Source organism: Maricaulis sp., assembly GCF_017643475.1.
In the GTDB taxonomy this organism is placed as follows: domain Bacteria; phylum Pseudomonadota; class Alphaproteobacteria; order Caulobacterales; family Maricaulaceae; genus Maricaulis.
This window is the reverse complement of the sequence record NZ_JAEPNI010000001.1, coordinates 539,657-564,074: the sequence shown is the minus strand read 5'-3', so window position 1 is coordinate 564,074 and position 24,418 is coordinate 539,657. Positions and strand designations below refer to the sequence as shown.

Here is a 24,418-nt window from a genome sequence, read left to right as displayed (position 1 = left end):
TCTTTGTCACTCTTGATCCGCATGTTAGGGATTTTCCTAAATAACATGCGGAGAGGGCAAATTGCGCGCGATAACAACATTCCTGGCCCTGTCATTCGGCCTCAGCTGGGCCGTCGCCGCCTGGATCCACCAGTCCGGAGGATTTGCGGGACTTGGCGCGGCGATGGGCACGGTCAGCCTGATGCTCTTCATGCTCGGCCCCTCGATTGCCGCAGTGGTGTGCACACTACTGTTTGACCGCGACCGCTGGGCAGACGCGCTTGGCTTCAGGGGCTTCGGGTTTGGCAAGGTCGCCAGCTGGACCGTGCTGAGCTGGATCACGGCGATCGCCCTTACCATTGCATCGGTTCTGGCAACCGTTCACGTCTTTGGGCAGCAACTCGGCGATCCGCTCACCTTCATGCAGACCCAGCTGGATGCTCAGGGCGTGGAAGCGCCCATGCCGATCGAAAACCTGTTGATGATCCAGATGACGGTCGGCCTTAGCGTGGGCCTGCTGTTCAACACCTTCTACCTTTTGATCAGCGAGGAACTGGGCTGGCGCGGCTGGCTGCAACCGCGACTGGCAGATCTGGGCTTCTGGCCCGCCTCCATCGTCATTGGTGTGATCTGGGGCCTGTGGCACCTGCCGATCATCCTGATGGGTCATAACTACGGCGACTTGGGCTGGACCGGCGTCGCGGCCATGGTCGGCTTCACCGTGATGCTGACACCTTATCACGCCCTCGCCCGGGAACGGGGCGGTGTGATCGCAGCTGCAGGCATGCATGGTGCGATCAATGCGGTGGCGGGATTTTCGCTGATGTATCTGGCCAGTCCCGCCTGGCCCTGGAACGGGCTGACCGGGGTCGGGGGCTTTGCCGCCATGGGGGGCGGCTGGGGCCTTATCTTTCTTTATCGGATGGGGCGCAGGAAACCCGCTACCGGCTAGTGCCGCTCAATCAGGCAAAAGAAAAGGCGACGGGAAACCGTCGCCTTTTGCTTGTCCGGATGCCTTGAAGGATCAAGCCTCGCTCTCGTGGAACTGGCCGTAACGACGATAGCGCGCCAGATAACCCGGAACGATCGCTTCCATTGTCTCGGCTTCAATGCCGAGATCCTCAAGCGTCTTGGCGCCTTCGGAAACCACATTGTCATTGCGCAGCTGCTTGAGCTGGTCCTGGGTCAGATAGGACGGGATGAAGGGCAGGATGGCTGCGATCTCCGCGAACATCGCAATGACCTGTCCGATCGAGAACGGCAGCGGCACCAGGAAACGTGGCCGCGCAGTGTGCTGCAGCGTGAATTCCATCAACTCCTTGAAGGAATAGGTCGCCGGACCGCCCAGCTCGTAGGTCTCGCCGCGAGCTGCATCGCTCTGATAAGCCGCGAGGACGGCCGATCCAACATCACCAGCGAAGACGGGCTGGAAAAGCGACTTGCCACCACCGAACAAGGGCAGTGCCGGCACGAAGCGGGCAATGGAGCCGAACATGTTGAAGAAGCCGTCATCGGTCCCGAAAATGATCGAGGGACGCAGGACGGTCGCACTCGGCACAGCGGCCAGCACGCTGGCTTCGCCGGCGGCCTTGGACTGGGCATATTTGGATTCGCTCTCGGCGCTGGCGCCAATCGCGGAGACCTGGATCAGTTTGTCGATACCGGCGGCGGCAGCGGCTTCAGCAATCGTCTTGGCGCCCATGGCGTGCAAGCTGGAAAAGGACTGGCGACCGCTCTCGGCCAGCACGCCGACCAGATTCACGACACCGGAAGCACCTTCAACGGCGCGTTCCACCGAGCTCGGCACCCGGATATTCGCCTGCACCAGTTGCACCTGGCCAACCACACCCATCACACGCAGGTCCTGCGCGAGGTGCGGGCGGCGCGTGGCAACACGCACGCGATAGCCGGCCTTGGCCAGCGCGCGGACAACATGACGACCGACAAAGCCGGAACCGCCAAACACAGTGATCATTTCGTCGCGAAGCATGAGGGTTTCCTCATCAAAGAAGAGTGTGGCCTCGGGTAGACCAAAAAACGCCCCCAATGTCCATGCGTTGATGTGCCTCGGCCCGGCCCGGACCTGCAATTGGAGCGCTACTCGGTGGCAGGCGGCTCGAAACCTGCCGGGAAAGTCAGGGAACTCGCCCGGATCAGCCAGCGCCCGTCCTCCCTCACCAGAAAGGTTACAGCGGCATAGTCGATCAGACGAAGCCCGTTCTGCGGATCGCGCACTTGCTCTCGGGCATGATAGCGCGCGAGGGCCTGGTCACCGAAAATTTCCAGCGACACCAGGTTCAGCTGATAGGCCTCGACCACTGCGCCGCGCTCGACATAGTCGAAGACCGCCTGCATGTGCGGTGCGCGCTGTCGGGGCTGCTCATTTCCAACAAACCAGAGATTCCAGTCCGGGTGAAAATTGTCGGCCCAGGCACGAGTGTCGCGACCGATGTTAAGAGGACCTTCGGACAGGATGGCAAGAATGGCCTGCTCATCATCTTGCTGGGCCGGGGCGGGCGTGATTCCTGCAAACAATGTGAGCAGGAAAAGGACGGAGACTCTCATCGACATTCTCAATTTTGGCGCCACACCGGGCACCGCTATGGCATGGCCCGCGCGTTTGCACGAATGACGAGATGGTGAGCGCTGCACTTCCAGATGCGCGATGCACATAGAGGCGTTGACACGCGCCGCGCGCTTCTTTACCTACCGCGCTCCTGACACCTGCCCAGGTGGCGGAATTGGTAGACGCGCTAGCTTCAGGTGCTAGTGTCCGTATGGACGTGGAGGTTCGAGTCCTCTCCTGGGCACCATTCCCCGATTTTCAAACATACTACCAGATGCCGCATCTGTCTGTGCCTGTGCCTATGCAAGCCGTGCTCCGTTTGGAGCGGCCAGATCCGGCGCGGCCAGAACAATTGCGCCCTCACTATCAGGGAACCCCAGGACCAGCACTTCGGAGCGGACAGGACCGATCTGGCGCGGAGAAAAATTCACCACTGCCATCACCTTGCGCCCAACCAGCGCTTCCGGGGCGTAGTGATCGGTGATCTGCGCAGCGCTGCGCTTGATCCCGACACCTGAACCAAAATCGATGCGAAGCTTGAACGCTGGATTGCGCGCCTCCGGAAAAAGCTCGGCCTCCGTGATCGTGCCCAGCCGAATATCGACCTTCAGAAAATCTTCAAAACTGATGGTTTCGGCCGCGGGCATGTTGGCGTCATGTATCAGATGCACGGACTGTCTCTCTACGGCCTTTGTCGCCAGATCGGCGAAACCTTGAACCGGACCAGACAAGCACAGCGGGGTGCCTTTGACGATAGCAGGAGCCGGCCGCCAGAACGCATTCATCCCGCTTCGTTTTGGGGCCGAAGCGGGATGCATGCAGTGTTTTGCAGTCATTGGATGAGGCCCGGGATCGTTGAGAGCCCGGGACTGCAGACCTTCACACCTTTGGGCGGGGCGCGAAGACGCACCACTTATGCGTGTTGAAGCCAAGCCCGACCAGTAATATTCTAATACATAAACCCTGAACGTTTTGGCAATATTCGTAAACGTCGGGTCGAAGCCTGACCTCCCTAGACCCCGCATACAAAAAGGCCGCGCAGACCTTCTGGAAAGACACTACGCGGCCAGGGACCATGCCTGGTCTTGCCTGCTGGTTTCCCGCTACGGAAGAATTCTAACTTGCGGTGCCTGTTTCGGTGCCGGCGAGGCGCTCGATCCGAAAACTACCCGAAGTGCCTGCCCGCATGTGGGCGCGACAGAAGCCTTCTTCGGTGATCGTGAATGGGCATTCGAACCGGGTATGTTCGACGCGCATGGTCAGCCTCAGCGCGCCACGCTCCGGAACCTCATAGGAACAGGTTCCGCTGACAACATCACCGACAAGAACACGCGCATTGTCATGCAGACCGCGGCCTCGATCACGGGTGGAAACCCGATCGCCATCAGCCTGGTCAAACTGGCAGGAAACCGTCCAGCCGCGTTCGCCCATCGCTTCCAGCAGGAATGCGTCCGGACGCGAATAGTTCTGAGCGGCAGCAAGCGGCGCAAAAGCCGTTATTGCTGCGAGGGATGCGGCAAACATCATGTTTGTCTTTTTCATGCTTCACCCTCCTGAATGTGAACAGGTGCATCGTTGAATGTGACACTATTGTAACAAGCAAATATCGCGAAAGTAAAGTCCGTATACTGTGCAATTAATAGACCGCATGAATGTATACCAAAAGACTGTTTTATAAATAAAAAGCGCCTGTATTTTGGGCATACTCGAAATGTAGAAATATTGATTTTTTCAGCGAACGTCACAGAAACGTCGTCATAAACGGACGCTATTCGACCGGCTGCTCCATTAACCAGGCAAGCGCCGCTTCGCGATCAAAGTCGATGCACAGAGCGAAATCCTCCCGCTCGGCAACACCGCAGATCGCAGCGGCTTGTTCCCGGTGACGAGTCGGATGCATGGCGTAGGCAAGATGCGCATCGTCAGCGGTCAGCGCCATGAAGTCTCGATTATTCTCGACCAGAGTGTCCAGATCGAATTCGACCACGCTTTTGGCACATCGATGAGAATACGCCTGAACACCGGCTCGACCACACGCGCGCCCATCTTGATAGACGCCTCGACCACAACTTCATTGGCGGCACTTTCCCAGTGCTCGATGACCAGGAGACGCTTCTCCTGTATGTCCGTAATGTCGAACGCCATGACTGCCCCGTACACCTCGCACGTCGGCCGCCCTCCGTTTTGACCGCAAGACTTGATGCCCTCGCCCTTCTCAAAAAGCAGCAAAGCGGCAAGCGGCATTGCCCATTTTTCCCCGGAAGGTTAGGACGGCTGTTCAGACAAGGATCGAGTAATGACCATCCACTACCACAAGGGCGACCTGCCCGACGGCCTCGAACTGGGGCCGCTTATTGCCATTGATACCGAGACCCAGGGCCTGTCGCTCGTGCGTGACCAGCTGTGTGTCGTACAGATTTCCGCCGGTGATGGTGATGCCCACATCGTCCAGATGGACCGCTCGTCCTATAACTGCCCGAACCTGAAACGCCTGCTAGCGGACCCTGAGGTCGAGAAGATCCTGCATTTCGCCCGTTTCGACGTGGCGATGATCGCCAAATATCTCGGCGTGACGATGACCCCGGTCTTCTGCACCAAGATCGCCTCCAAGCTTGTGCGCACCTATACGGATCGCCACGGCCTGAAGGACGTCACCCGCGAACTCGTCGGCGCTGACATGAACAAGCAGCAGCAAAGCTCTGACTGGGGTGCGGAAACTCTCTCCCCGGCACAGCTGGAATACGCGGCGTCGGATGTCCTCCACCTGCACAAGCTGCGCGACCGCCTGTCCGCCATGCTGACACGCGAGGATCGCATGGATCTCGCCCGCGCCTGTTTCGATTTCCTGCCGACCCGTGCAGCACTGGACCTGATGGGCTGGCCGGAAACCGATATCTTCGCACATTCCTAACGCCGCTCGCCTTGAAAAGGCCCGCAAAGGCTGGTCTTAGTGAACAGGTGAGTTACCAAGCGCCAAATTGAAAGTGATCAGGTGATGACTGCGAGTGCCGCGCAGGGCCTGGAAGCCCTGCAGCCGACACATCACGGAAACTGGGAACCCCGGCGCGCGCTGACCCTGAATGCGGCGCGGCGTCGAACCGCTTTTGTGAACCTGCTGCGGATCGTTTTTGCCAGTGCCGCGTCCGCCATCACACTGTTGGTCATTGCCCAGATGTTCTTTGGCAATCGAGGCAGCAGCGTTGAAACGACAGAAGCCGTAAGCACGGATGTTCGCATGCTCAACCCGCGCTTCACCGGTCGGGACGAGAACCTGACGCCTTATACGGTGACCGCAGACTCAGCCATCCGGCGCAGCGACAGCACCATCGGACTGACCGACCTGGAACAACCGCGCCTGGAATACGACCTTCTGACTGGCGGTGGCATCGGCTCTCAAGTGCTGGCCGAGACAGGCATCTACGATCCGTCCAACCGCATCATTGACCTTAACACCGCGGTCAATCTGAATACGGCTGAAGGCTACAGCTTTGCCACCGACCACGCCCGCGTATTCCTGCGGGAAGAACGTGTGGTCGGAGAACTGCCAGTAGATGGCGATGGACCGATGGGCCGGATCCGTGCGGACCGGTTTGAGATACATGATGGCGGGGATCGTGTGATTTTCGAAGGACGTGTGCGCGCTCGTATCGTACAAGATCGCACTCGCACCGAGACTGACGGAGACGGAAACTGATGCGTACCATGGTTTTGATGGCACTGATGGCCGCCGCTCTGGTGCTGCCAACGGCTCCGGCACTGGCGCAAATCGGCAATTCCAGCCTGCCGCTGGACATCGAGGCGGACCATGTCGAGGTGCTGGACGCAGAACATCGCATCGTCTGGCGCGGCAATGTCAACGCAGTTCAGGGCGACAGCGCTCTGCGCGCGGCCCGCATCGACGTCTATTACACCGGCACCGGTGCCGGTGGCTCTAATGGCTGGGGTGATATCGACCGTATCGTGGCGACAACCGACGTTTTCTACATCACGCCGGAACAGACTGCGCGCGGTGATCGCGGTGTCTACAGCCTGGCCGCGGAAACCATCACCCTGACGGGCGATGTCGTCATTCGCCAGGGCGACAACACAGTCACCACAACCTTTTTTGAAAACGACCTGGTCAGCGGCAATTCCCGCTTCGGCGAGCAGGGTGACGGCCAGCGCGTGCGCGCCGTACTCGTTCCCGCCGAAGACGAGGAAACGGACGGAAACTAGGGCCGGGATACTTCTTCAATGGATGTTATGACCCCCGAACGCGTCGTCGAGACGCCCACGAGCATTTCCGGTTTGACGGTAGAGAAGATCGGCAAGGCCTATGCCAAGCGCCCGGTCGTCAAGGGCGTGTCCCTGACCCTGCAGCGCGGCGAGGTGGCCGGCCTGCTCGGCCCGAACGGCGCTGGCAAGACCACCTGCTTCTACATGATTACCGGCCTGGTCGAAGCCGATTACGGCAAGATCCTGCTGGATGGCGAAGACATCACCCGTCTGCCCATGTACCAGCGCGCACGCCTGGGCATCGGCTATCTGCCACAAGAGAAATCCATCTTTCACGGCATGAGCGTCGAGCAGAACATCCTGGCCGTCGCCGAGATCGTCGAGAAGGACCGTGAAAAACGCATGGACCTGGTCGAGCAATTGCTCGAGGAGTTGCGCATCTCGCATCTGCGCCACGCGCGCGCGCCCTCCCTCTCGGGCGGTGAGCGCCGCCGTGTGGAGATCGCCCGCGCGCTGGCAACTCGCCCCTCCTTCATGCTGCTCGATGAGCCATTTGCAGGCATCGACCCGCTGGCCATCGCCGATATTCGTGACCTGATCCGCTTTCTGAAAGATCGTGGAATCGGCATTCTGATCACCGATCACAACGTCCGCGAAACGCTGGAAATCACTGACAGGGCTACCATTATCTATGATGGTGAAGTGCTGTTCGAAGGCTCCCCGGAAGCTATCCGCTCCGACCCCGATGTGAAGCGCGTTTATCTCGGAGAAAGCTTTTCCTGATTAACCTCTGCAGGAAACGTACCAAACAGAGGTTTTCATGGCTGGAATAATGCAGAAGCTGGATATGCGCCAGGGCCAGTCCCTGGTGATGACGCCACAGCTCCAGCAGGCCATTAAGCTGCTACAGCTATCAAATGTGGAGCTTGCCGAGTTCGTCGAGGGCGAGCTGGAACGCAATCCGCTGCTGGAACGCGACGAGAGTTCGGAAAGTGCCGAATCACCGCGCCAGGAAGGTGAGGGCGAGCCACAGGAGCTGGAACTGTCCGCTCCATCTGCGGATGCAAACGAATCGATCGATGCCGATTCGGATGTCCTGCACATCGATGATTCCAAGGCGGATCTGTCCGGTGTTTCCTCGAGCACGCCTGCTGACGCTGTCGGCCAGGGCGGCAGCTGGGGCAATGGCGGCGCTGGTCCCGCCAGCGAGGAATATGACGCGATCGCCAATTCATCGCGCGAGATCTCCCTTGCCGAACACCTGCATGACCAGCTCGCTACCGCCACGAATGACCCGATTGACCGCATGATCGGAGCCCACCTGATCGATCTGGCTGACGAGGACGGCTATTTGCGCTCCGACATGAGCGAGATCGCCACACGTCTCGGCCTGGAACGCGCGCGCATCGAAGCTGTGCTGGAAATGACCCAGAGCTTTGAGCCTGCCGGCGTCATGGCCCGCGATCTCGGCGAGTGCCTGGCCCTGCAACTGCGCGAAAAAGATCGCCTCGACCCGGCCATGGCGACCCTGCTGGACAATCTGGAACGCCTGGCACGGCATGAATACGACGCTCTGAAATCGCTCTGCGGTGTCGACAACGAGGACCTCGACGACATGATCGGTGAGATCCGCGAGCTGACGCCAAAGCCGGGCATGGCCTTCGGTCATGACTCAGCCCGGGCAGTGGAACCGGATGTCTTCATCCGCCAGGCGCCCGATGGTCTGTGGCAGGTGGAGCTAAACTCGGAAACTCTGCCGCGCGTGCTGGTCAACAATCGATATTACAACGAGGTCCAGACGGCGGCTCGCACCGAGAACGAAAAGAACTTCATCACTGAATGCAGCCAGAACGCCTCCTGGCTGGTGAAAAGCCTGGATCAGCGCGCGCGCACCATCCTGAAAGTCGCCAGCGAGATCGTCCGCCAGCAGGACATGTTCCTGGCTCACGGCGTGGCCTATCTGCGCCCGCTGAACCTGAAGACGGTGGCTGATGCGATCGGCATGCACGAGTCCACAGTCAGCCGGGTGACGTCCAACAAGTTTGTTTCCACACCCCGCGGAATGTTTGAGCTGAAGTATTTCTTCACCTCCGCCATCCCGTCCGCCGGGGGCGGAGAAGCCCATTCTGCTGAGGCAGTTCGTCACAGGATCAAGACGCTGATCGGCCAGGAAACCTTGGCTGACGTGCTATCCGACGACAAGCTTGTTGAACTTCTTCGTGACGAAGGGATTGAAATTGCACGCCGGACTGTGGCCAAATACAGGGAGGCGCTCAACATACCCTCTTCGGTCCAGCGCCGACGCATTCTCAAGCGCGCCGGTTAGGGTCTGCTGCAAATGAGCGCCTCGCGGGACGAAGCGCACCCATGCGTCCGTGCGATTCGTTACGAACTTCAAGATTGACTCTTGGGTCCGCCCGCGACTAGGTTCCGCCCGCTTTCCAAGGGGCGGAGCAGTTCGGAAACGCCTCACATGCTGGTGAATGGCCAGCGGGAAGGAGCGCATGCATACACAAGTTGTCAGCAAAGGCATCGACGTCAGCGACGTACTTCGGGAACAAATTCTCGGACGTGTCGAGGACGGGGTCTCTAAATACTTCAATCGCCCGGGCGAGGCTTATGTAGCCATCGCACGCGAGGGGGTCGGTTTTCGGGTCGACTGTTCCTTGCATCTGCCGTCCGGCGTAATGCTCCAGGCCCATGGAGAAGCGGATGACGCCTACAAGGCGGCAGACGACACCATGATCAAGCTGGAGAAGCGATTGCGCCGCTACAAGCGCAAGCTGAAGAACCACCACGCTGATAATAAGTCCGAGCTACCTGGCGAAAGTCTTCCTTTCGTCGTTCTCAAGGGGATGCGTGACAGCTTCTCTGACGACGATGAAGACGACAGCCTGCCGGCAGCGAACGGTTCTCCGGAACCGATAGTGATCGCGGAAAAGCCCGGTGAAGTCCGCACGATGACTGTGGGCATGGCATCTCTGGAACTGGACGCGGCAGACTCGCCGTTTCTGCTGTTCAAGAATGCTGCAAACGGGGGGGTCAACATCGTCTACCGACGGCCTGATGGAAACATTGGGTGGGTAGACCCGTCACGAGCCGAGCGGAAAGAAACCGCGTAAACACCAGAAGTTATCAATGGCGTTAGCAGATCTCATTCCCGGCGACGGTGTCATCCTTGATTTGGGGGCATCGAGCCGAAAGCAAGTTCTACAATCTCTCGCCGAGTTGGCTGCAGAGACCACCGGGCTGAACGCGCGTACGATTTTTGACGCCGTTCTTCAGCGCGAACGTCTCGGCTCGACCGGCGTGGGACAGGGCGTCGCCATTCCTCATGCACGCATTCGTGGGAATGAACGGGTGCAGGGCTTTTTTGCCCGCCTGCGTTCGCCGGTCGACTTTGAGTCGATCGACGGACGTCCGGCGGACCTGATCTTCATGCTGCTCGCCCCGGAAGATGCCGGCGCCGAGCACCTCAAGGCCCTGGCACGTGTTTCACGCATGTTGCGCCGTGAAGATATCCGCCAGCGCCTGCGCGCCGCGCCGAACTTGGATGCCATCTTCGCCGTCCTCACGGGCGAGCCTGCCACAGACGCTGCGTAAGCGCTCATCGCACATTCAGCTAGGATCGGCATGCTGCGGGGAAACAGTCTCCGGAGACCCACATGTTGCGCCTCGCCACACTTGTCATTTCTGCGACCTTGCTCGTCTCTCCTGCCCCGGCCGTCGCCCTAGCCAACTCGAGCTCGACCACGTACGCACAGGACAATATCGACGACCTACGCCTCGCCGCGGAAGCTGGCGACACATCGGCAGCTTTTGGCTATGGCTATGCGCTGACCTTTCCCGACAGTGGAGATCCGGACTACGCCATTGGTCGCTACTGGCTGGTCCAGGCAGCCGATGCAGGGCTGGCAGAAGCCAATCACGTACTGGGTCTGGTCTATCGCGACGGCATCGGCACGAATGCCGAGCTCGACCGAGCCCGCGCCTTCTTTGAACTCGCCTGGCAAGGCCAGAACACCAGTGCCGGCCTCGATCTGGCCGATCTGCTTATCTATGACTATGAGGGCGAGGCAGAGGGGGGACTTGCGATCTATCGCCAGCTTTCCACCCGCAATGATGTGGGCGCCTTCGCCCAGCTGCGCCTCGCTGAAGCCCTGATGTTCGGCCCGGAGGCCATCGAGGACACCAACGGGGCCCTGGCTGCCGCTCGGTCCGCCCTTGCGGCCGACTCCTCCCTGGCCGGCGCCAATTATATTCTCGGCATCGGATCCATGACCGGAATGGAAGGCGAGGCTGACCCGGTCGCTGCGCGGGCCTTCTGGCAGGCCGGGGCCAATGGCGGCGACAGCCTCTGCATGGCCGCACTCGCGCAGGCAATGCTGGAAGGTGACGGCGGGGAGGTCGATCAGATCGAGGCCCTCGCCCTGCTCTATACCGCTGCCATTCTCGGTGACCTGGAAGCCGCCGAAAGCGCCGCCAGCATCGAAGACCAACTCGAAGAAGCCCAGTTGACCGAAGCGGAGCAGCGGTCCGCGCAGTATCTTGAGAGGCTCTAGCGGGTACGATTAGAAATCCAAGGAGGGCTTTCTATGGCGTCTTGCGACGCCCACCTACTCCGCCCCTTCGGGGCACCTCGCCCATCAGGGGCGAGGACAGGGAAACTCCCAGATCAAAAAACCCCGCCGTTTCCGGCGGGGTTTTCGATAATGGTGGAGCTAAGCGGAATCGAACCGCTGACCTCTTGAATGCCATTCAAGCGCTCTCCCAACTGAGCTATAGCCCCGAAACTCGGGATGGCCGCATTGGGGTCAGCGGCCAAGAGGCGCGGAACCTAGTCCCGGATCGTGTCCGGATCAAGAGCCCGTTGCGCCCCTTACTGCAGAAGATCAGAGATCTTCGTCTTTCTCGATGTTGAAGTCGCCGAAATCCTCGTCGTCTTCCTCGTCGATAAGGACTTTGGTGTTGTCGTCCTCATCATCGTCCTCGAGATCATCCTCGGACTCGAAGTCATCCCCGATGTCGTCACTGAGGCCGGATCCGTCCTCATTGTCGTCCTCATCGGAATCAGGTGCCTCATTGGCAGCCTCATCGACTTCAGGCGTATCGTCAGCCTCGTCCTCGAAACCGTCCTGTTCGTCGGCTTCCTTGCCCTTCTTCTCCTCGGCCTCTTCCGGTTTCGGATCATCCGCTACCGGCAGTTTCGGCTCCAGAGCTTCCGGATCGAACTCATGCTCACATTTCGGGCAACGCGCAGGTTGGCGGCCCAGGTCATAAAATTTGGCAGCGCAGCTAGGACAGGTGCGCTTGGTTCCAAGATCAGCTTTGGCCATGACTTCCCTTCACAACCACTATTCGTTTCGGCGGGTCCCGTTGCCACGATCACCGCGCTCTGTCAAAACCCGATCACCGTGATGTCACCCTAATCCTTGTGTTTTTCTTGATGCCCCAAAATTCTCCCACTCTGCAAGGCCCTTTTTCTGCCTCTCGCTCAAAGCCGCTGCATGGCGATTTCGCTGCGCCTGGCGACAAGTCCATTTCGCACAGATCCCTTATATTTGGGGGACTTGCTAACGGTAACACCCAGATCGAGGGTTTGCTGGAGAGCGAGGATGTCATCAATACAGCCAAGGCAATTGCAGCTTTAGGCGCTGATGTAAAAAATCTCGGGAAAAATCGCTGGTCGGTCACCGGACTCGGCGGAAAATTCGAATCACCTGCGCAGGATCTCGACTTCGGCAACTCCGGAACAGGTGCGCGACTGATGATGGGTGTCGTCGCCGGAACCGGTGCAACGGCGCGTTTTGTCGGCGATGAAAGCCTCACAGGGCGGCCGATGCGCCGGGTGACGGATCCATTGTCCGAAATGGGCGCTGATGTCACCACCACCGAAGGTCGCCTGCCTGTCACCGTCGAATCCGCACCGCTCGATGCGATTTCCTATACGCCGCCCGTTGCCTCCGCGCAGGTAAAGTCTGCCCTGTTACTGGCCGGGCTGGGCGCGCGAGGCACCACGGTGATCCACGAGCCAACCCCGACCCGCGATCATACCGAGACCATGCTGAGGCTGTTTGGCGCCGAGATCTCGATCGAGGACGTTGATAGCGGCTGGACCATCTCCCTGCCAGGCGAACAGAAACTCAGCGCCACGCCGCTCCGTGTACCCGGCGATCCAAGCTCTGCAGCCTTCGCGGTTGTCGCCGCGCTGATCACCCCGGGTTCCGACGTCACCCTGCGCGGCGTGATGGATAATACGGCGCGCACCGGGCTTTACACCACGCTCAAGGAGATGGGTGCGGACCTGACAATCACGCCTGCGCAGGTCATGGCTGGTGAAAAGACCATCGATATTCGCGCACGCTATTCCAAGCTTAACGGCCTCAGTGTTCCCGAAGAGCGTGCACCCTCGATGATCGATGAATACCCGATCCTGGGCGTTGCTGCCGCGGCCGCCGACGGCGTGACACGCATGAACGGTCTGGCGGAACTGCGGGCCAAGGAGAGCGATCGCCTGATGGGCACGTCGGACCTTCTGACAGCCAATGGCGTCGAGACAATCATTCGCGATGACGGTTTGGATGTTGTCGGCACGGGCGGAGACGTCCCGGGCGGCGGCCATGTCATCACCCATCACGACCACCGCATCGCCATGAGCGCCCTTGTTCTGGGCCTGATCGCAGAGGAAGCGGTGACCATTGATGATGCCAGCATGATCGCAACCAGCTATCCGGACTTTCTGGATCACATGCTGTCCCTGGGCGCGCAAATGGAGCCGGCGGAATGATCATCGCCGTCGACGGACCGCTGGCCTCGGGCAAGGGCACGATTGCGCGAGCCCTGTCGCAGAAATTCAGCCTGCCCTATCTGGATACAGGCAGCCTGTACCGCGCAGCCGCTTTGGCTGTGCTGGATGCCGGCCACGACCCAAACGACGAAACCGCCGCAGTAGAGGCCGCGCGCACGCTGGATGTGACGTCGATTGACGAAGCCCGTATCCGCACCGCAGCCGTCGGCCAGGCCGCCTCCCAAGTCGCGAAACAACAAGCTGTTCGCGACGCCCTGTTCGAAGTCCAGCGCGCCTTTGCCACCCAGCCGGGAGGAGCGATTCTGGACGGGCGCGATATCGGTACGGTGATCTGCCCCGATGCTGAGGTAAAACTCTTTGTCACGGCCGATCCGGAGACGCGTGCCCGCCGTCGCCAGAGCGAGCTCAATGCCAAGGGCGACCCCATCACCTTCGAGGAAATGCTCGCCCAGACACTCTCGCGGGATGCACGCGACGCCGAGCGCACGGATGCGCCCATGCGCAAGGCAGATGATGCAACCTTGCTTGATACGTCATCCTTGAGTATAGACGCGGCCATTGCGGAGGCCGTCCGGATTGTGGAAAAGCGCCAAAAGGCGTGACACTTCCGGGGATTCTGCAAACACAGCCGAGTACCGGATGACACCTGAAATGCTCCCTTCCGGAGCAAAGGGTAGCGTTCGGCCCACTCTTGTTTGAACTCTAACCCGCTGATTCATCAGCACTTAGACAGCGCAATCAACGATTTTCAGCCTGACCGCGCTGTACTGGAGCAACCCTTTAAATGTCTACCGAAACACTCACCCCGACGACTGATGACTTTGCCGCGATGCTCGAGGCAAGCCTGGCCGGCCGCGATCTGGCCGAGGGCCAAGTCGTCAAAGGCACCGTGACCGCAATCGAAAACGACGTTGTTGTTGTCGACGTAGGTCTGAAGACCGAAGGCCGCGTCCCGATGCGCGAATTCACCGGTCCGGGATCCGAAGCCCCGTCCGTGGGTGACGAAGTTGAAGTCTACCTTGAGCGCATCGAGAACGCGCTCGGTGACGCAATCCTGTCGCGCGACAAAGCTCGCCGCGAGGAAAGCTGGGACCGTCTGGAAAAGTCCTTCGACAAGAAAGAGCCGGTCAATGGTGCGATCGTTGGTCGCGTCAAAGGCGGTTTCACTGTCGATCTCGGCGGCGCTTCCGCCTTCCTGCCGGGCTCCCAGGTCGATATCCGTCCGGTCCGCGATGTTGGCCCGCTGATGAACCAGGAACAGCCGTTCGCCATCCTCAAGATGGACCGTCCGCGCGGAAACATCGTTGTTTCCCGCCGCGCCGTCCTCGAAGAGAGCCGTGCCGAACAGCGTGCAGAACTCGTCGGCCAGCTGGCTGAGGGCGAAGCCCGCGAAGGCGTCGTCAAGAACATCACCGATTACGGTGCGTTCGTTGACCTCGGCGGCATTGACGGCCTGCTGCATGTTACCGACATGTCCTGGAGCCGTGTTGGCCACCCGTCCGAAGTTGTTGAAGTTGGTCAGACGGTTTCCGTCCAGATCATCAAGATCAACAAGGAAACCCAGCGCATCTCCCTCGGCATGAAACAGCTCATGTCCGACCCGTGGGATGGCGTTGCCGCGAAATACCCGGTTGGCGCAACCTTCGAAGGTCGTGTCACGAACATCGCGGAATACGGTGCATTCGTTGAGCTGGAACAGGGCGTTGAAGGCCTGGTTCACGTCTCCGAAATGTCATGGACCAAGAAAAACGTCCACCCGGGCAAGATCCTGTCCACTTCTCAGGAAGTTCAGGTCATGGTCCTCGATGTCGACGCCGAGAAGCGCCGCATCTCCCTGGGCGTCAAGCAGACCCAGCGCAATCCGTGGGAAGTGTTCGCAGAGAACCACCCGTCCGGTTCCGCTATCCAGGGCGAGATCAAGAACATCACCGAATTCGGTCTGTTTGTTGGCCTGGAAGGCGATATCGACGGCATGGTTCACCTGTCCGACATCTCCTGGGACCAGTCCGGCGAAGAAGCCATGGAAGCCTTCAAGAAAGGCGACATGGTTGACGCGAAAGTCCTCGACGTCGACGTCGACAAAGAGCGTGTTTCCCTGGGCATCAAACAGCTGGCTGGTGACCCGATGGACAGCTCCGGCGTCAACCGCAACGACACCGTCACCTGTACGGTTACGGAAATCACGTCCGGCGGTATCGAAGTAACCTTCGGCGATGACACGGCTGTGAAAGCCTTCATCCGCAAGTCCGACCTGTCCCGCGATCGTGCGGAACAGCGTCCGGAGCGCTTCGCTGTAGGCGACAAGGTCGACGCTCGCGTCACCAATGTTGACAAGGCGTCCCGCCGCATCTCCCTGTCCATCAAGGCGCTGGAGATCTCCGAGGAGCGTGAAGCGGTTGAGCAGTATGGTTCTTCCGATGCCGGTGCATCCCTGGGTGACATCCTGGGCGCTGCCCTGCGCGAGAACGACGGCGAAGACAAAAGCTAAGCCCATACGTTCAAACGAATAAAAATTGATCGGCCGGAGCACTGCTTCGGCCGATTTTTTTTGATCAAGCGTTGACGTGCACTCTGTCTCAAGGCAGTTTTATCGAGCAAACACGGAGGCATGGCATGATCAAATCCGAGCTGATCGATCGTCTGGCAGAAGCCAATCCCCACCTCTACCACCGGGATGTGGAGCGTGTGGTCAATACGATCCTTGATGGCGTGACCGATGCCCTGGCCCGCGGTGACCGGGTCGAGCTTCGTGGATTTGGTGCCTTTTCCGTTCGCCAGCGCCCGGCCCGCACCGGCCGCAACCCGCGCACCGGCGAAAGCGTTTCCGTGAAGGAAAAACACGTTCCCTTCTTCAAGACCGGCAAGGAATTGCGCGAGCGCGTCGACGGCTCACGCGGTACGGTCAAGGAACTCTCCTAAACCTGCTTTTCACATCTGATTAAGCGCCTCAGCCGATAATATCGGCATGAGCAGTGTTGGCGCGTTATCCGGCTTGCCGTCGATGCCCCAGGCATCGGCCGGGACAAGTGCGCCTGCCCCCCAGAAAAGCGGGGGCCTCAACCAGCCGCTCTCCAAGGAAGAGCAGGCCCAGGTCGCCAAGCTGAAAGCACGCGACACCGAGGTGCGCGCCCATGAGCAGGCGCACAAGAATGTCGGCGGCCAATATGCCGGCGCAATCAGTTACGACTATCAGAAGGGTCCCGATGGTCGCTCCTACGCCGTAGGGGGAGAAGTTCCGATCGATGCGAGCGAAATCGCCGGCGATCCGGAAGCGACCATCGAAAAGATGCGCATCGTCAAGGCTGCGGCCCTGGCTCCGGCGGAACCCTCGGCACAGGACCGCAAGGTGGCCGCTCTCGCTGACGCACAGATGATGAAGGCCCAGGCCGAACTCAACACACAGCGCACGGAGGGGGCTGATCCGAACAGTCCGGAGAACATGTTGAGCGGCGATCTCAACCAGAAGCTGGCCGAAATGCGTGAAACGGCCCGGGAAGAGCGGGAAGCGGGTGCCGGGAACCAGGCTCAGGGAGTTGTGGCGCCGTTTGATCTGATGGCCTACGCACAGGGCGTTTACGCGTCGACCACACCGGCGACACCCGCCACCCCTCTCTAAACCTTGCGATTATAGTCACCGGACTTGCCCAGAAATCTGAAAAAGCCCTCGGCCGCATTGAACAGGCGCGTCAGCCAGCCGGCGCGACCGTAATAGATCTGGGCATCTTCTGGTGCGTTGGTGTCATACTTCCAATCGTAAGCCATTTATCGTCTCCGTCATTAACTGAGACATGTCTTACGCTTGATATAGAGATCCATTCCAACTAAACCTCAAGGGTCTTTCATAAGCTAAATTTATGCCTAAACCTCTACCTCCCATCCAGGCCATACGCGTTTTCGAGACGGCCGCCCGCCTGGGCAATTTCACACGCACCGGCGAGGCCCTAGGCATGACCCAGGCCGCTGTGAGCTATCAGATCAAACAGCTGGAAGACCGGCTGGGCTTTGCGGTGTTTGATCGCAAAGCCCGCCATGTCGAGCTGACCGCCCGCGGCGCCCGTCTCGCCCGCGGCACCAGCGAGGCCTTCCGCCTGCTGGAGCGAACCTTCGAGACCGTACGCGACGAGCAGGACCACATCCTGCACATCTCGGCCATCCCGACCTTTTGCAACAACTGGCTGGTCCCGCGCATCGGCACCTTCCAGATGGAAAATCCCGACCTGGCCGTCCGCATCGAATCCAATCGCGACATCACCGATATCAAGGCCGGGGAAGCCGACATCGCCCTGCGCTCTGGCTATGGCTATTGGGAGGGGCTGGAAGCGCGCAAACTGTTTGACGACACCACGGCGCCCCTGGTTCCTACAGCAGCCCTGCAGCGGTTTGGACCGCTGGAAAAACCGGAAGACCTGCTCAAGTTGCGCCTGTTCGGGCCCCTGCCCTGGTGGCAGGCCTGGTTTAAGGAACAGGGCATCGACCCGGCCATTCTGCCTGCACGCCCACACCTGGAGCTGGAGACCCAGACGATGGAAATCTCCGCAGCCATCGCGGCTGGAGATGCGGCCTGCATGGTCACCCCGATCTATTTTGCCGAACAGATCGCCTCCGGCGCCCTCGCCCAGCCCTTCGAACACGAAAGCCCGCACACCCATGCGCACTACATGGTCTTCGACCCAGAGCGCGCCAACGAGCCCAAGATCAAGGCCTTCGTGCAATGGATGCTGTTCCAGCCCATGGCATTCTGCCTCAACCGGGCGCCGAAGGCGTTTCCGGAGGCGGGTGGGTAGGCCAAGTCTTTCCTCCCCCTCCGGGGGAGGTGCCCCGCAGGGGCGTAGGGGGTGTACCGATGAACCCCCATCGACTTCGCTTCGCTCAGCCACTTCCCCCTCTAGGGATAAGAAATGCAGCTTCATGCCCGCAAGACCTTGCCTCGCGCCCAATGCCAGCTACTAGTCACTCTCAACACCAAAACGCGAGCCGGACATGCCCGCCATCGACATCAAATTCTGCGGCCTGAAAACCGGACCCGACGTCGCCGCCGCACGTGAGGCAGGCGCGCGCTATACCGGTTACGTCATCTTCCCGCCCAGCCCCCGCCATGTGGACCCGGTGCGTGCGGGAGAGCTGGCTCACCTGGCACACGGCACCGAGACCGTCGCTGTCGTCGTCAATCCGGATGATGAGCTGCTCGCGCAGATCCGCGACGCCATGCGGCCCGACTGGATCCAGCTGCACGGCTCGGAAACGCCGCAGCGGGTCGAGCAGGCCCGCGCCTATGCCAGCAAGGGCATTATCAAGGCTCTGCCCGTGGCCGAGGCGAGCGATCTGGACGCCGCCAGGGCCTATGACGGCGTCGCCGACATGCTGTTGTTTGATGCCAAACCACCCAAGGACGCCGACCGACCGGGCGGCTGGGGGCATGGTTATGACTATGCACTACTGAAAAACCTGTATTTATCGATGCCCTGGCTCTTGTCCGGCGGGCTTGATCCCACCAATGTCTGCCAAGCTGTCGAGGCGGCGGGCGCAAGCGCCGTCGATGTCTCGTCCGGCATTGAAACATCCTCCGGCGTCAAGGACGCCGACCTGATCCACGCCTTTGCCAAGGCGCTGAGCGAAACCGCCTGAAGGAGAAAGCCATGAGCGATACCGCCTCTGTCGACACCCGACCGAATGCGCTTTCCGCCTGGCCGGATGCACGTGGCCGATTTGGTGATTACGGCGGTCGTTTCGTCGCCGAAACATTGATGCCGAACATTATCGAGCTGGAAGCGGCCTATGAGGACGCCAAGCGTGATGTCGAATTCCAGCGCGAGATGGAAGAGTTTCTGCGCGATTATGTCGGCAAGCCCAGCCCGATCTATTTCGCAGAACGCCTGACCGAGGAGTTCGGTGGCGCGAAAATCTGGTTCAAGCGCGACGAGCTGAACCATACCGGCAGCCACAAGATCAATAACTGCCTGGGCCAGGTCCTCCTGGCCAAGCGCATGGGCAAGACCCGTATCATCGCCGAGACCGGTGCCGGCCAGCACGGTGTGGCCACCGCAACGGTTGCCGCACGGTTCGGCCTGCCCTGTACGGTCTTCATGGGCGCCACCGATGTGGAGCGCCAGGCGCCAAATGTCTTCCGCATGAAATTGCTGGGCGCCGAGGTAGTGCCGGTGTCTTCGGGCACGGGCACGCTGAAGGACGCCATGAACGAAGCGCTGCGCGACTGGGTCACCAATGTGCACGACACGTTCTATGTAATCGGCACGGTGGCGGGCCCGCACCCCTATCCGGCCATGGTGCGCGACTTCCAGTCCATTATCGGTCGCGAGGCTCGCGCCCAGATCATGGACCGGCTGGGACGTCTTCCCGATGCGGCAGTTGCCTGTATCGGTGGCGGCTCCAATGCGATGGGGCTTTTCCATCCCTTCATCGATGACGAGGATGTGCGCCTGATCGGTGTCGAGGCGGCCGGCCACGGTATCGAAACCGGCGAACACGCCGCCAGCCTGAAAGGCGGCAAGCCCGGCATCCTGCACGGCAACAAGACCTATCTGCTGCAGGATGATGACGGCCAGATCATCGACGCTCACTCCATCTCGGCAGGTCTGGACTATCCCGGTATCGGCCCGGAACACGCCTTCCTGCACGATGCCAAGCGCGCGGAATACGTCTCGGCGACCGATACCGAGGCGCTGGAGATGTTTCAGCTCTGCACCAAGCTGGAAGGCATTATCCCGGCCCTGGAGCCCGCCCACGCCCTCGCCCGCGTCCGCGACCTGGCCAAAGAGCTCGGCCCCGAGGGCGTCATCCTGATGAATATGTGCGGCCGCGGGGACAAGGACGTTCCGCAGGTGGCGGAGATGCTGGGAGTGAGCCTGTGATCGGCTTGCTGTTCGGGCTTGCCCTATCAATCGATACGGATCTTTCGTCCCAGTTCGAACGCGATCTGGGGTTTCCACTTCCCGCACCGTTTGAATGGCGCGGGGAGTTTTCTGAAGCTGAGCCGGTGTACGTGAACTGTAATGACGCGATTGAAGCTAGGTGCACTCAATTTGGTCAGGATCATTGGCTGTATGTCGGGGTGGTAGGGGCAGCTCGAGATAGCGGGCGCTGGGGCGACACGCCCCCGCTGACATCACTCCTTCGTGAAAACGGCTGGATTGCAATGCGCCCGGCTGCCAGAGAGCGAGTTACCAATTGGCGCCGAACCGAAGGTCTCGAGATCGGCACTTGCGCCAAGTACATTGTATTGGATTACGGCTACCGCGATGCGTTGGGATTAACGATGCGGGTAGTGCCTTGTCTGGACGGAATTGAGCAATGACCAATCGCCTCACCACACGTTTCAATGAGCTGGACGCCTATGGCCGCCCCGGTTTTGTCGCCTACATGATGGCGGGGGATGGCGACAGCCAGTCCCTGCTCAATGCGCTGCCGGATGCCGGTGCGGATGTGATCGAGCTGGGCATGCCCTTTACCGACCCGATGGCCGATGGCGCGTCCATCCAAGGTGCGGCGTTGCGGGCGCTGGAGGCCGGCATGACGCTGCAGGGCGTGTTCGCCCAGGCCGCCAGTTTCCGAGAGAACAATGACTCCACACCGATCGTCCTGATGGGTTACGCCAATCCGATCCATCATATGGGCTTTGAGAATTTCGCCCGCCGCGCCGAGAAGGCCGGGGTGGATGGGCTGATCTGTGTCGACATTCCGCCGGAAGAGGATGAAGAGCTGCGCACGGCGCTCAATGCGCATGGCATCGCCCTCATTCGCCTGGCAACACCGACCACTGACGATAATCGACTGGGAACAGTGGTCGAAAACACGTCCGGTTTTGTTTATTACGTTTCTACGACGGGCGTGACAGGCGCCGGATCCGGTGTAGCAACCGAGGTCGGCGATGCTGTTGCACGCGTCAGGGCTGCCAGCGGTTTACCCGTTGCAGTCGGGTTTGGTGTACGCACGCCTGAACAGGCGAAGGCTATTGCCGAGCGCGCCGATGCTGTGGTGGTTGGATCCGCCATCGTCGACGCCATGAATGAAGGTGGTGTCGAGGCTGCCGTGGAGCTGGTGAAATCCCTCTCTGCTGCAACCCATGGCGCAAAACGGTGAGTGAAGGCCGATGAAAGATCGGGACGCGGAAATGAACTGGTTGTCCAAGCTTACCCCTCCGGGGATGTCGAAAATCTTCTCCAAGCGGGATACGCCCGACAATTTGTGGGTCAAATGCCCGATCTCGGACGAGATGGTCTTCCACAAGGACCTGGAAGCCGGCCTGTTCGTGACCCCGGCAGGTCACCACATGCGCATCGGCCCGGCCTGGCGTTTCCAGTTCACCTTTGACGGCGACTATACCGAGCTCGACACGCCGGAAGTCCCCAAGGATCCGCTGAAATTCAAGGACGACAAGCCCTACACCTCACGCATTGCCGGTGCGCGCAAGAAGACCGGTCGTGATGACGCGATGGCCATCGCTGTCGGCGAGATCGGCGGCGTGGAAACGGTCGCCCTGGTCCAGAACTTCGCCTTCATGGGCGGTTCGCTGGGTATGGCTGCGGGTGAGAGCTTCATCCGCGCGGCCGAGGAAGCCATCAAGCGCCGTGCCCCGCTGGTCGTGTTCACCGCTGCCGGTGGTGCCCGCATGCAGGAAGGCGCGCTGTCGCTGATGCAGATGCCGCGCACGACGATCGCTGTTGAAATGCTCAAGGAAGAGCGCCTGCCCTATGTCGTGGTCCTGACGGATCCGACGACGGGTGGTGTGACCGCCTCCTACGCCATGCTGGGTGATGTTCACCTGGCCGAGCCGGGTGCCCTGATCGGTTTTGCCGGCCCGCGCGTGATCGAGCAGACCATTCGCGAGAAACTGCCGGAAGGCTTCCAGCGCTCTGAATACCTGCTGGAAAAGGGCATGGTCGATAAGGTCGTGCATCGCCGCGATATTCCGGCTACACTGTCACGCATGTTACGCGTGATGCTGAAACGACCTGGTTCGTCAGCGCCTTCCGCGCTGACCCCACCCGCTGCTGATCATGTGCCAGCCAATCCCGCGTCCGGCGACGGGGGTTCCCATTAGCACGCGCCGTCAGGCGATAGATGACGCGCTTGAGCGCCTGGGTCGACTGCACCCGAAAAAAATCGATCTCTCACTCGGGCGCCTCCAGCGCCTGCTGACAGCGCTCGACAATCCGCAGGACAAGCTGCCGCCGATCATCCATGTGGCCGGCACTAATGGCAAAGGCTCAACCTGTGCCTTCCTGGCCGAGATGGCCCGGGCCAAGGGCGAGCGTGTGCACATCTACACCTCCCCGCACCTGGTCAATTTCAACGAGCGTATCCTGCTGGACAGCAAGCCGGTTGATGACCGTACCCTGATCGAGGCGTTTGCACGCGCAGAAGCCGCCAATTTCGGCGAACCGATCACCTTTTTCGAGATCACCACCGCAGCCGCCTTCCTGCTGTTCAGCGAGCACCCGGCAGACCGGCTGATCCTGGAAGTGGGTCTGGGTGGCCGGTTCGACGCGACCAATGTGATTACCAAACCGGAGCTGACGGTCGTCACCCCGGTCAGCCTCGACCACCAGGACTTCCTCGGCGACGAGCTGGAAACGATCGCCCGGGAAAAGGCGGGCATCGCCAAGCCGGGCGTGCCGATGATCATCGGCGACCAGCAACCTGATGCCCGCGAAACCCTGATCGAGGAAGCCAACAAGGTTGGAGCCCCCACCCTGGTCTGGGGACAGGACTTCCGCGCCTATCCGCAACACGGCCGTCTGGTCTATGAGGACGAGAACCGCGTCTGGGACCTGCCCGCACCCGGCCTCCTGGGCCCGCACCAGGTCCTCAATGCCGGCACGGCAGCGGCGTGTGCAGCTGCCCTCAACTGGCCGGAGAAAGCCGCAGCCAAAGGCGTTGGCGAGGCCAAATGGCCAGGACGCCTGCAAGCCATTACCGGTGGCCCGCTCGGGGAGATCGCCCAGAAGGCCAAGGCCGAGCTGTGGCTGGATGGCGGCCATAATGAAGCCGCGGCGATCGCGCTGGCGCATGCCCTAGCTGACATGGATGAACGTGAGGATCGCCCGCTGATCATCATCGCCGGCTTCTCGCCCAACAAGGATGTCCGCGCCTGGGCGTCACAATTCGCCGGTCTGACGCGCAAGCTGATCGCGGTAGAGTTCAACGCCGGTCGCGGCGGTTCGCTACACGCCAGCGATGTCGTGCATCTGTGCGAAGAGGTCGGCCTCAAGGCGGAAGCGGCTGGCGGATTGATCCCGGCGCTCAAGGATGCGGTGAAGGAAAGCCCGGCCCCGCGTATCCTGATCGGCGGTTCGCTCTACCTGGCCGGCGAGGCCCTTGCGTTGGGCGGATGTCCGCCACACAAGACGCCGGGCTAGACCAGACCCCAGAACAAAGAAAAAGGGCCGCTCGATCGAGCGGCCCTGATCATTTCAGAAACGTGTCGCCCTTAAGCGAGCGTTTCCTTGACCCATTCAGTGATCTTGCCCTTGGCCATGGCACCAATCTTGGTAGAGGCCACCTGGCCATCCTTGAAGATCATCAGCGTCGGGATACCACGTACGCCGTACTTACCGGGCGTCATCGGGTGATCATCAATGTTTACTTTGGCGATTGTGATGTCGCCGGCCATCTCTGCCGCGATCTCTTCCAGTGCCGGAGAGATTTGCTTACAGGGGCCGCACCACTCTGCCCAGAAATCCACGAGAACCGGACCGCTTGCATTGAGCACGTCAGTTTCGAAGGAATCATCGCTGACCGCTTTGGTCGCCATGGGCTTACTCCTTTATTCGGGACGAGTCGCTTGGGGACTCTTTCGATGGCGCGTGAGGTAAGGACCCCAGCGCCGCTCG

At 60.5% G+C, this 24,418-nt stretch carries 29 protein-coding genes, 2 tRNA genes and 1 pseudogene; 22 read left to right on the top strand and 10 right to left on the bottom strand.

Annotation, left to right across the window (positions count from 1 at the left end):
* Window positions 1–61: 61 nt before the first annotated feature.
* On the top strand, window positions 62–931 hold the full coding sequence (locus JJ889_RS02760; protein WP_291891334.1) for a CPBP family intramembrane glutamic endopeptidase: 870 nt from the start codon (window positions 62–64) through the stop codon (window positions 929–931).
* A 72-nt stretch (window positions 932–1,003) separates the two neighbouring features.
* On the opposite strand, the gene JJ889_RS02755 is transcribed toward JJ889_RS02760, so the two are convergent.
* Together JJ889_RS02755 and JJ889_RS02750 are read right to left on the bottom strand one after the other, a co-directional pair.
* Window positions 1,004–1,969, bottom strand: coding sequence for a complex I NDUFA9 subunit family protein (locus JJ889_RS02755; RefSeq protein WP_291891332.1), 966 nt, complete (start codon window positions 1,967–1,969; stop codon window positions 1,004–1,006).
* A gap of 107 nt (window positions 1,970–2,076) precedes the next feature.
* Window positions 2,077–2,544, bottom strand: a complete 468-nt coding sequence (locus tag JJ889_RS02750) for a nuclear transport factor 2 family protein (protein ID WP_291891331.1) — start codon at window positions 2,542–2,544, stop codon at window positions 2,077–2,079.
* 161 nt (window positions 2,545–2,705) lie between these two features.
* Between JJ889_RS02750 and JJ889_RS02745 the strand changes: the two genes are divergently transcribed.
* Window positions 2,706–2,792 (top strand) — tRNA-Leu (locus JJ889_RS02745).
* A 52-nt stretch (window positions 2,793–2,844) separates the two neighbouring features.
* Here the strand turns inward: JJ889_RS02745 and JJ889_RS02740 are convergent.
* The 4 genes from JJ889_RS02740 to JJ889_RS02725 form a co-directional block, all read right to left on the bottom strand.
* Window positions 2,845–3,216: a tRNA-binding protein gene (locus tag JJ889_RS02740; RefSeq protein WP_366940052.1), complete on the bottom strand. Its 372-nt coding sequence runs from the start codon at window positions 3,214–3,216 to the stop codon at window positions 2,845–2,847.
* A gap of 445 nt (window positions 3,217–3,661) precedes the next feature.
* On the bottom strand, window positions 3,662–4,087 hold the full coding sequence (locus JJ889_RS02735) for a hypothetical protein (protein WP_291891327.1): 426 nt from the start codon (window positions 4,085–4,087) through the stop codon (window positions 3,662–3,664).
* Window positions 4,088–4,313: 226 nt separating this feature from the next.
* Entirely contained in the window at window positions 4,314–4,484 is a 171-nt protein-coding gene (locus JJ889_RS02730) for a hypothetical protein (RefSeq protein WP_291891325.1), read from the bottom strand.
* Window positions 4,475–4,690 carry a hypothetical protein gene (locus JJ889_RS02725; RefSeq protein ID WP_291891324.1) on the bottom strand — a complete coding sequence of 72 codons (216 nt, stop codon included), beginning with the start codon at window positions 4,688–4,690 and terminating at the stop codon, window positions 4,475–4,477. The genes JJ889_RS02730 and JJ889_RS02725 overlap by 10 nt, the downstream gene beginning before the upstream one ends.
* A gap of 151 nt (window positions 4,691–4,841) precedes the next feature.
* On the opposite strand from JJ889_RS02725, the gene JJ889_RS02720 reads away from it, so the two are divergent.
* The 8 genes from JJ889_RS02720 (at window position 4,842) to JJ889_RS02685 (ending at window position 11,322) form a co-directional block, all read left to right on the top strand.
* Window positions 4,842–5,456, top strand: coding sequence for a ribonuclease D (locus JJ889_RS02720; RefSeq protein WP_291891322.1), 615 nt, complete (start codon window positions 4,842–4,844; stop codon window positions 5,454–5,456).
* Window positions 5,457–5,540: 84 nt separating this feature from the next.
* On the top strand, window positions 5,541–6,239 hold the full coding sequence (gene lptC, locus JJ889_RS02715) for an LPS export ABC transporter periplasmic protein LptC (protein ID WP_291891320.1): 699 nt from the start codon (window positions 5,541–5,543) through the stop codon (window positions 6,237–6,239).
* Window positions 6,239–6,760: an LptA/OstA family protein gene (locus JJ889_RS02710; protein ID WP_291891318.1), complete on the top strand. Its 522-nt coding sequence runs from the start codon at window positions 6,239–6,241 to the stop codon at window positions 6,758–6,760. The genes lptC and JJ889_RS02710 overlap by 1 nt, the downstream gene beginning before the upstream one ends.
* Before the next feature lie 27 nt (window positions 6,761–6,787).
* Window positions 6,788–7,543, top strand: coding sequence for an LPS export ABC transporter ATP-binding protein (gene lptB / locus JJ889_RS02705; protein WP_366940051.1), 756 nt, complete (start codon window positions 6,788–6,790; stop codon window positions 7,541–7,543).
* A gap of 37 nt (window positions 7,544–7,580) precedes the next feature.
* Window positions 7,581–9,086 (top strand): RNA polymerase factor sigma-54, encoded by a 1,506-nt coding sequence (gene rpoN, locus JJ889_RS02700; RefSeq protein WP_291891316.1) that lies wholly within the window; start codon window positions 7,581–7,583, stop codon window positions 9,084–9,086.
* A 178-nt stretch (window positions 9,087–9,264) separates the two neighbouring features.
* A complete protein-coding gene (raiA, locus tag JJ889_RS02695) occupies window positions 9,265–9,882 on the top strand; it encodes a ribosome-associated translation inhibitor RaiA (RefSeq protein ID WP_291891314.1) in 618 nt (205 codons plus the stop codon).
* A gap of 16 nt (window positions 9,883–9,898) precedes the next feature.
* Window positions 9,899–10,363, top strand: a complete 465-nt coding sequence (gene ptsN, locus JJ889_RS02690; RefSeq protein WP_291891312.1) for a PTS IIA-like nitrogen regulatory protein PtsN — start codon at window positions 9,899–9,901, stop codon at window positions 10,361–10,363.
* Window positions 10,364–10,425: 62 nt separating this feature from the next.
* Window positions 10,426–11,322 (top strand): hypothetical protein, encoded by an 897-nt coding sequence (locus JJ889_RS02685; protein WP_291891310.1) that lies wholly within the window; start codon window positions 10,426–10,428, stop codon window positions 11,320–11,322.
* 151 nt (window positions 11,323–11,473) lie between these two features.
* Here JJ889_RS02685 and JJ889_RS02680 read toward each other — a convergent pair.
* Window positions 11,474–11,549: transfer RNA gene (locus JJ889_RS02680), tRNA-Ala, on the bottom strand.
* Between the two features lie 103 nt (window positions 11,550–11,652).
* Complete coding sequence (locus JJ889_RS02675; RefSeq protein ID WP_291891308.1) at window positions 11,653–12,096, bottom strand: TIGR02300 family protein; 444 nt, start codon at window positions 12,094–12,096, stop codon at window positions 11,653–11,655.
* Between the two features lie 110 nt (window positions 12,097–12,206).
* On the opposite strand from JJ889_RS02675, the gene aroA reads away from it, so the two are divergent.
* From aroA to JJ889_RS15900, 5 genes and pseudogenes are all read left to right on the top strand, one after another.
* A complete protein-coding gene (aroA, locus tag JJ889_RS02670) occupies window positions 12,207–13,547 on the top strand; it encodes a 3-phosphoshikimate 1-carboxyvinyltransferase (protein ID WP_291891306.1) in 1,341 nt (446 codons plus the stop codon).
* Window positions 13,544–14,170, top strand: a complete 627-nt coding sequence (cmk, locus tag JJ889_RS02665) for a (d)CMP kinase (protein ID WP_291891304.1) — start codon at window positions 13,544–13,546, stop codon at window positions 14,168–14,170. Before aroA ends, cmk begins: the two co-directional genes overlap by 4 nt.
* 182 nt (window positions 14,171–14,352) lie before the next feature.
* A complete protein-coding gene (gene rpsA, locus JJ889_RS02660) occupies window positions 14,353–16,056 on the top strand; it encodes a 30S ribosomal protein S1 (RefSeq protein ID WP_291891302.1) in 1,704 nt (567 codons plus the stop codon).
* Between the two features lie 125 nt (window positions 16,057–16,181).
* Window positions 16,182–16,487, top strand: a complete 306-nt coding sequence (locus JJ889_RS02655; protein WP_291891300.1) for an integration host factor subunit beta — start codon at window positions 16,182–16,184, stop codon at window positions 16,485–16,487.
* A gap of 82 nt (window positions 16,488–16,569) precedes the next feature.
* Window positions 16,570–16,977 (top strand): annotated as a pseudogene (locus JJ889_RS15900) (putative metalloprotease CJM1_0395 family protein); the annotation flags it as partial.
* Between the two features lie 203 nt (window positions 16,978–17,180).
* Here the strand turns inward: JJ889_RS15900 and JJ889_RS02645 are convergent.
* Entirely contained in the window at window positions 17,181–17,330 is a 150-nt protein-coding gene (locus tag JJ889_RS02645) for a hypothetical protein (protein WP_291891296.1), read from the bottom strand.
* A gap of 92 nt (window positions 17,331–17,422) precedes the next feature.
* On the opposite strand from JJ889_RS02645, the gene JJ889_RS02640 reads away from it, so the two are divergent.
* The 7 genes from JJ889_RS02640 to JJ889_RS02610 all read left to right on the top strand — a co-directional run bounded on the left by JJ889_RS02640 (window position 17,423) and on the right by JJ889_RS02610 (window position 23,944).
* Entirely contained in the window at window positions 17,423–18,352 is a 930-nt protein-coding gene (locus JJ889_RS02640; protein ID WP_291891295.1) for a LysR substrate-binding domain-containing protein, read from the top strand.
* Between the two features lie 196 nt (window positions 18,353–18,548).
* Complete coding sequence (locus tag JJ889_RS02635; RefSeq protein ID WP_291891293.1) at window positions 18,549–19,193, top strand: phosphoribosylanthranilate isomerase; 645 nt, start codon at window positions 18,549–18,551, stop codon at window positions 19,191–19,193.
* A gap of 11 nt (window positions 19,194–19,204) precedes the next feature.
* Entirely contained in the window at window positions 19,205–20,437 is a 1,233-nt protein-coding gene (trpB, locus tag JJ889_RS02630) for a tryptophan synthase subunit beta (RefSeq protein ID WP_291891291.1), read from the top strand.
* Window positions 20,434–20,880, top strand: a complete 447-nt coding sequence (locus tag JJ889_RS02625; protein ID WP_291891289.1) for a hypothetical protein — start codon at window positions 20,434–20,436, stop codon at window positions 20,878–20,880. The genes trpB and JJ889_RS02625 overlap by 4 nt, the downstream gene beginning before the upstream one ends.
* On the top strand, window positions 20,877–21,665 hold the full coding sequence (trpA, locus tag JJ889_RS02620) for a tryptophan synthase subunit alpha (RefSeq protein ID WP_291891287.1): 789 nt from the start codon (window positions 20,877–20,879) through the stop codon (window positions 21,663–21,665). Before JJ889_RS02625 ends, trpA begins: the two co-directional genes overlap by 4 nt.
* A gap of 31 nt (window positions 21,666–21,696) precedes the next feature.
* Complete coding sequence (gene accD, locus JJ889_RS02615) at window positions 21,697–22,626, top strand: acetyl-CoA carboxylase, carboxyltransferase subunit beta (protein WP_366940050.1); 930 nt, start codon at window positions 21,697–21,699, stop codon at window positions 22,624–22,626.
* Window positions 22,583–23,944 carry a folylpolyglutamate synthase/dihydrofolate synthase family protein gene (locus JJ889_RS02610; RefSeq protein WP_291891283.1) on the top strand — a complete coding sequence of 454 codons (1,362 nt, stop codon included), beginning with the start codon at window positions 22,583–22,585 and terminating at the stop codon, window positions 23,942–23,944. The genes accD and JJ889_RS02610 overlap by 44 nt, the downstream gene beginning before the upstream one ends.
* Window positions 23,945–24,015: 71 nt before the next feature.
* Here the strand turns inward: JJ889_RS02610 and trxA are convergent, their stop codons facing one another.
* Window positions 24,016–24,339 (bottom strand): thioredoxin TrxA, encoded by a 324-nt coding sequence (gene trxA, locus JJ889_RS02605; RefSeq protein ID WP_291891281.1) that lies wholly within the window; start codon window positions 24,337–24,339, stop codon window positions 24,016–24,018.
* Window positions 24,340–24,418: the final 79 nt, after the last annotated feature.

Bases quoted from the DNA above. Each gene is read 5' to 3' on its own strand.
- JJ889_RS02755 (WP_291891332.1), bottom strand. From the start codon at position 1,969: ATGCTTCGCGACGAAATGATCACTGTGTTTGGCGGTTCCGGCTTTGTC.
- JJ889_RS02750 (WP_291891331.1), bottom strand. From the start codon at position 2,544: ATGAGAGTCTCCGTCCTTTTCCTGCTCACATTGTTTGCAGGAATCACG.
- JJ889_RS02735 (WP_291891327.1), bottom strand. From the start codon at position 4,087: ATGAAAAAGACAAACATGATGTTTGCCGCATCCCTCGCAGCAATAACG.
- JJ889_RS02730 (WP_291891325.1), bottom strand. From the start codon at position 4,484: ATGGCGCTGACCGCTGACGATGCGCATCTTGCCTACGCCATGCATCCG.
- JJ889_RS02725 (WP_291891324.1), bottom strand. From the start codon at position 4,690: ATGGCGTTCGACATTACGGACATACAGGAGAAGCGTCTCCTGGTCATC.
- JJ889_RS02720 (WP_291891322.1), top strand. From the start codon at position 4,842: ATGACCATCCACTACCACAAGGGCGACCTGCCCGACGGCCTCGAACTG.
- lptC (WP_291891320.1), top strand. From the start codon at position 5,541: ATGACTGCGAGTGCCGCGCAGGGCCTGGAAGCCCTGCAGCCGACACAT.
- JJ889_RS02710 (WP_291891318.1), top strand. From the start codon at position 6,239: ATGCGTACCATGGTTTTGATGGCACTGATGGCCGCCGCTCTGGTGCTG.
- lptB (WP_366940051.1), top strand. From the start codon at position 6,788: ATGACCCCCGAACGCGTCGTCGAGACGCCCACGAGCATTTCCGGTTTG.
- rpoN (WP_291891316.1), top strand. From the start codon at position 7,581: ATGGCTGGAATAATGCAGAAGCTGGATATGCGCCAGGGCCAGTCCCTG.
- raiA (WP_291891314.1), top strand. From the start codon at position 9,265: ATGCATACACAAGTTGTCAGCAAAGGCATCGACGTCAGCGACGTACTT.
- ptsN (WP_291891312.1), top strand. From the start codon at position 9,899: ATGGCGTTAGCAGATCTCATTCCCGGCGACGGTGTCATCCTTGATTTG.
- JJ889_RS02685 (WP_291891310.1), top strand. From the start codon at position 10,426: ATGTTGCGCCTCGCCACACTTGTCATTTCTGCGACCTTGCTCGTCTCT.
- JJ889_RS02675 (WP_291891308.1), bottom strand. From the start codon at position 12,096: ATGGCCAAAGCTGATCTTGGAACCAAGCGCACCTGTCCTAGCTGCGCT.
- aroA (WP_291891306.1), top strand. From the start codon at position 12,207: ATGCCCCAAAATTCTCCCACTCTGCAAGGCCCTTTTTCTGCCTCTCGC.
- cmk (WP_291891304.1), top strand. From the start codon at position 13,544: ATGATCATCGCCGTCGACGGACCGCTGGCCTCGGGCAAGGGCACGATT.
- rpsA (WP_291891302.1), top strand. From the start codon at position 14,353: ATGTCTACCGAAACACTCACCCCGACGACTGATGACTTTGCCGCGATG.
- JJ889_RS02655 (WP_291891300.1), top strand. From the start codon at position 16,182: ATGATCAAATCCGAGCTGATCGATCGTCTGGCAGAAGCCAATCCCCAC.
- JJ889_RS02645 (WP_291891296.1), bottom strand. From the start codon at position 17,330: ATGGCTTACGATTGGAAGTATGACACCAACGCACCAGAAGATGCCCAG.
- JJ889_RS02640 (WP_291891295.1), top strand. From the start codon at position 17,423: ATGCCTAAACCTCTACCTCCCATCCAGGCCATACGCGTTTTCGAGACG.
- JJ889_RS02635 (WP_291891293.1), top strand. From the start codon at position 18,549: ATGCCCGCCATCGACATCAAATTCTGCGGCCTGAAAACCGGACCCGAC.
- trpB (WP_291891291.1), top strand. From the start codon at position 19,205: ATGAGCGATACCGCCTCTGTCGACACCCGACCGAATGCGCTTTCCGCC.
- trpA (WP_291891287.1), top strand. From the start codon at position 20,877: ATGACCAATCGCCTCACCACACGTTTCAATGAGCTGGACGCCTATGGC.
- accD (WP_366940050.1), top strand. From the start codon at position 21,697: ATGAACTGGTTGTCCAAGCTTACCCCTCCGGGGATGTCGAAAATCTTC.
- JJ889_RS02610 (WP_291891283.1), top strand. From the start codon at position 22,583: ATGTGCCAGCCAATCCCGCGTCCGGCGACGGGGGTTCCCATTAGCACG.
- trxA (WP_291891281.1), bottom strand. From the start codon at position 24,339: ATGGCGACCAAAGCGGTCAGCGATGATTCCTTCGAAACTGACGTGCTC.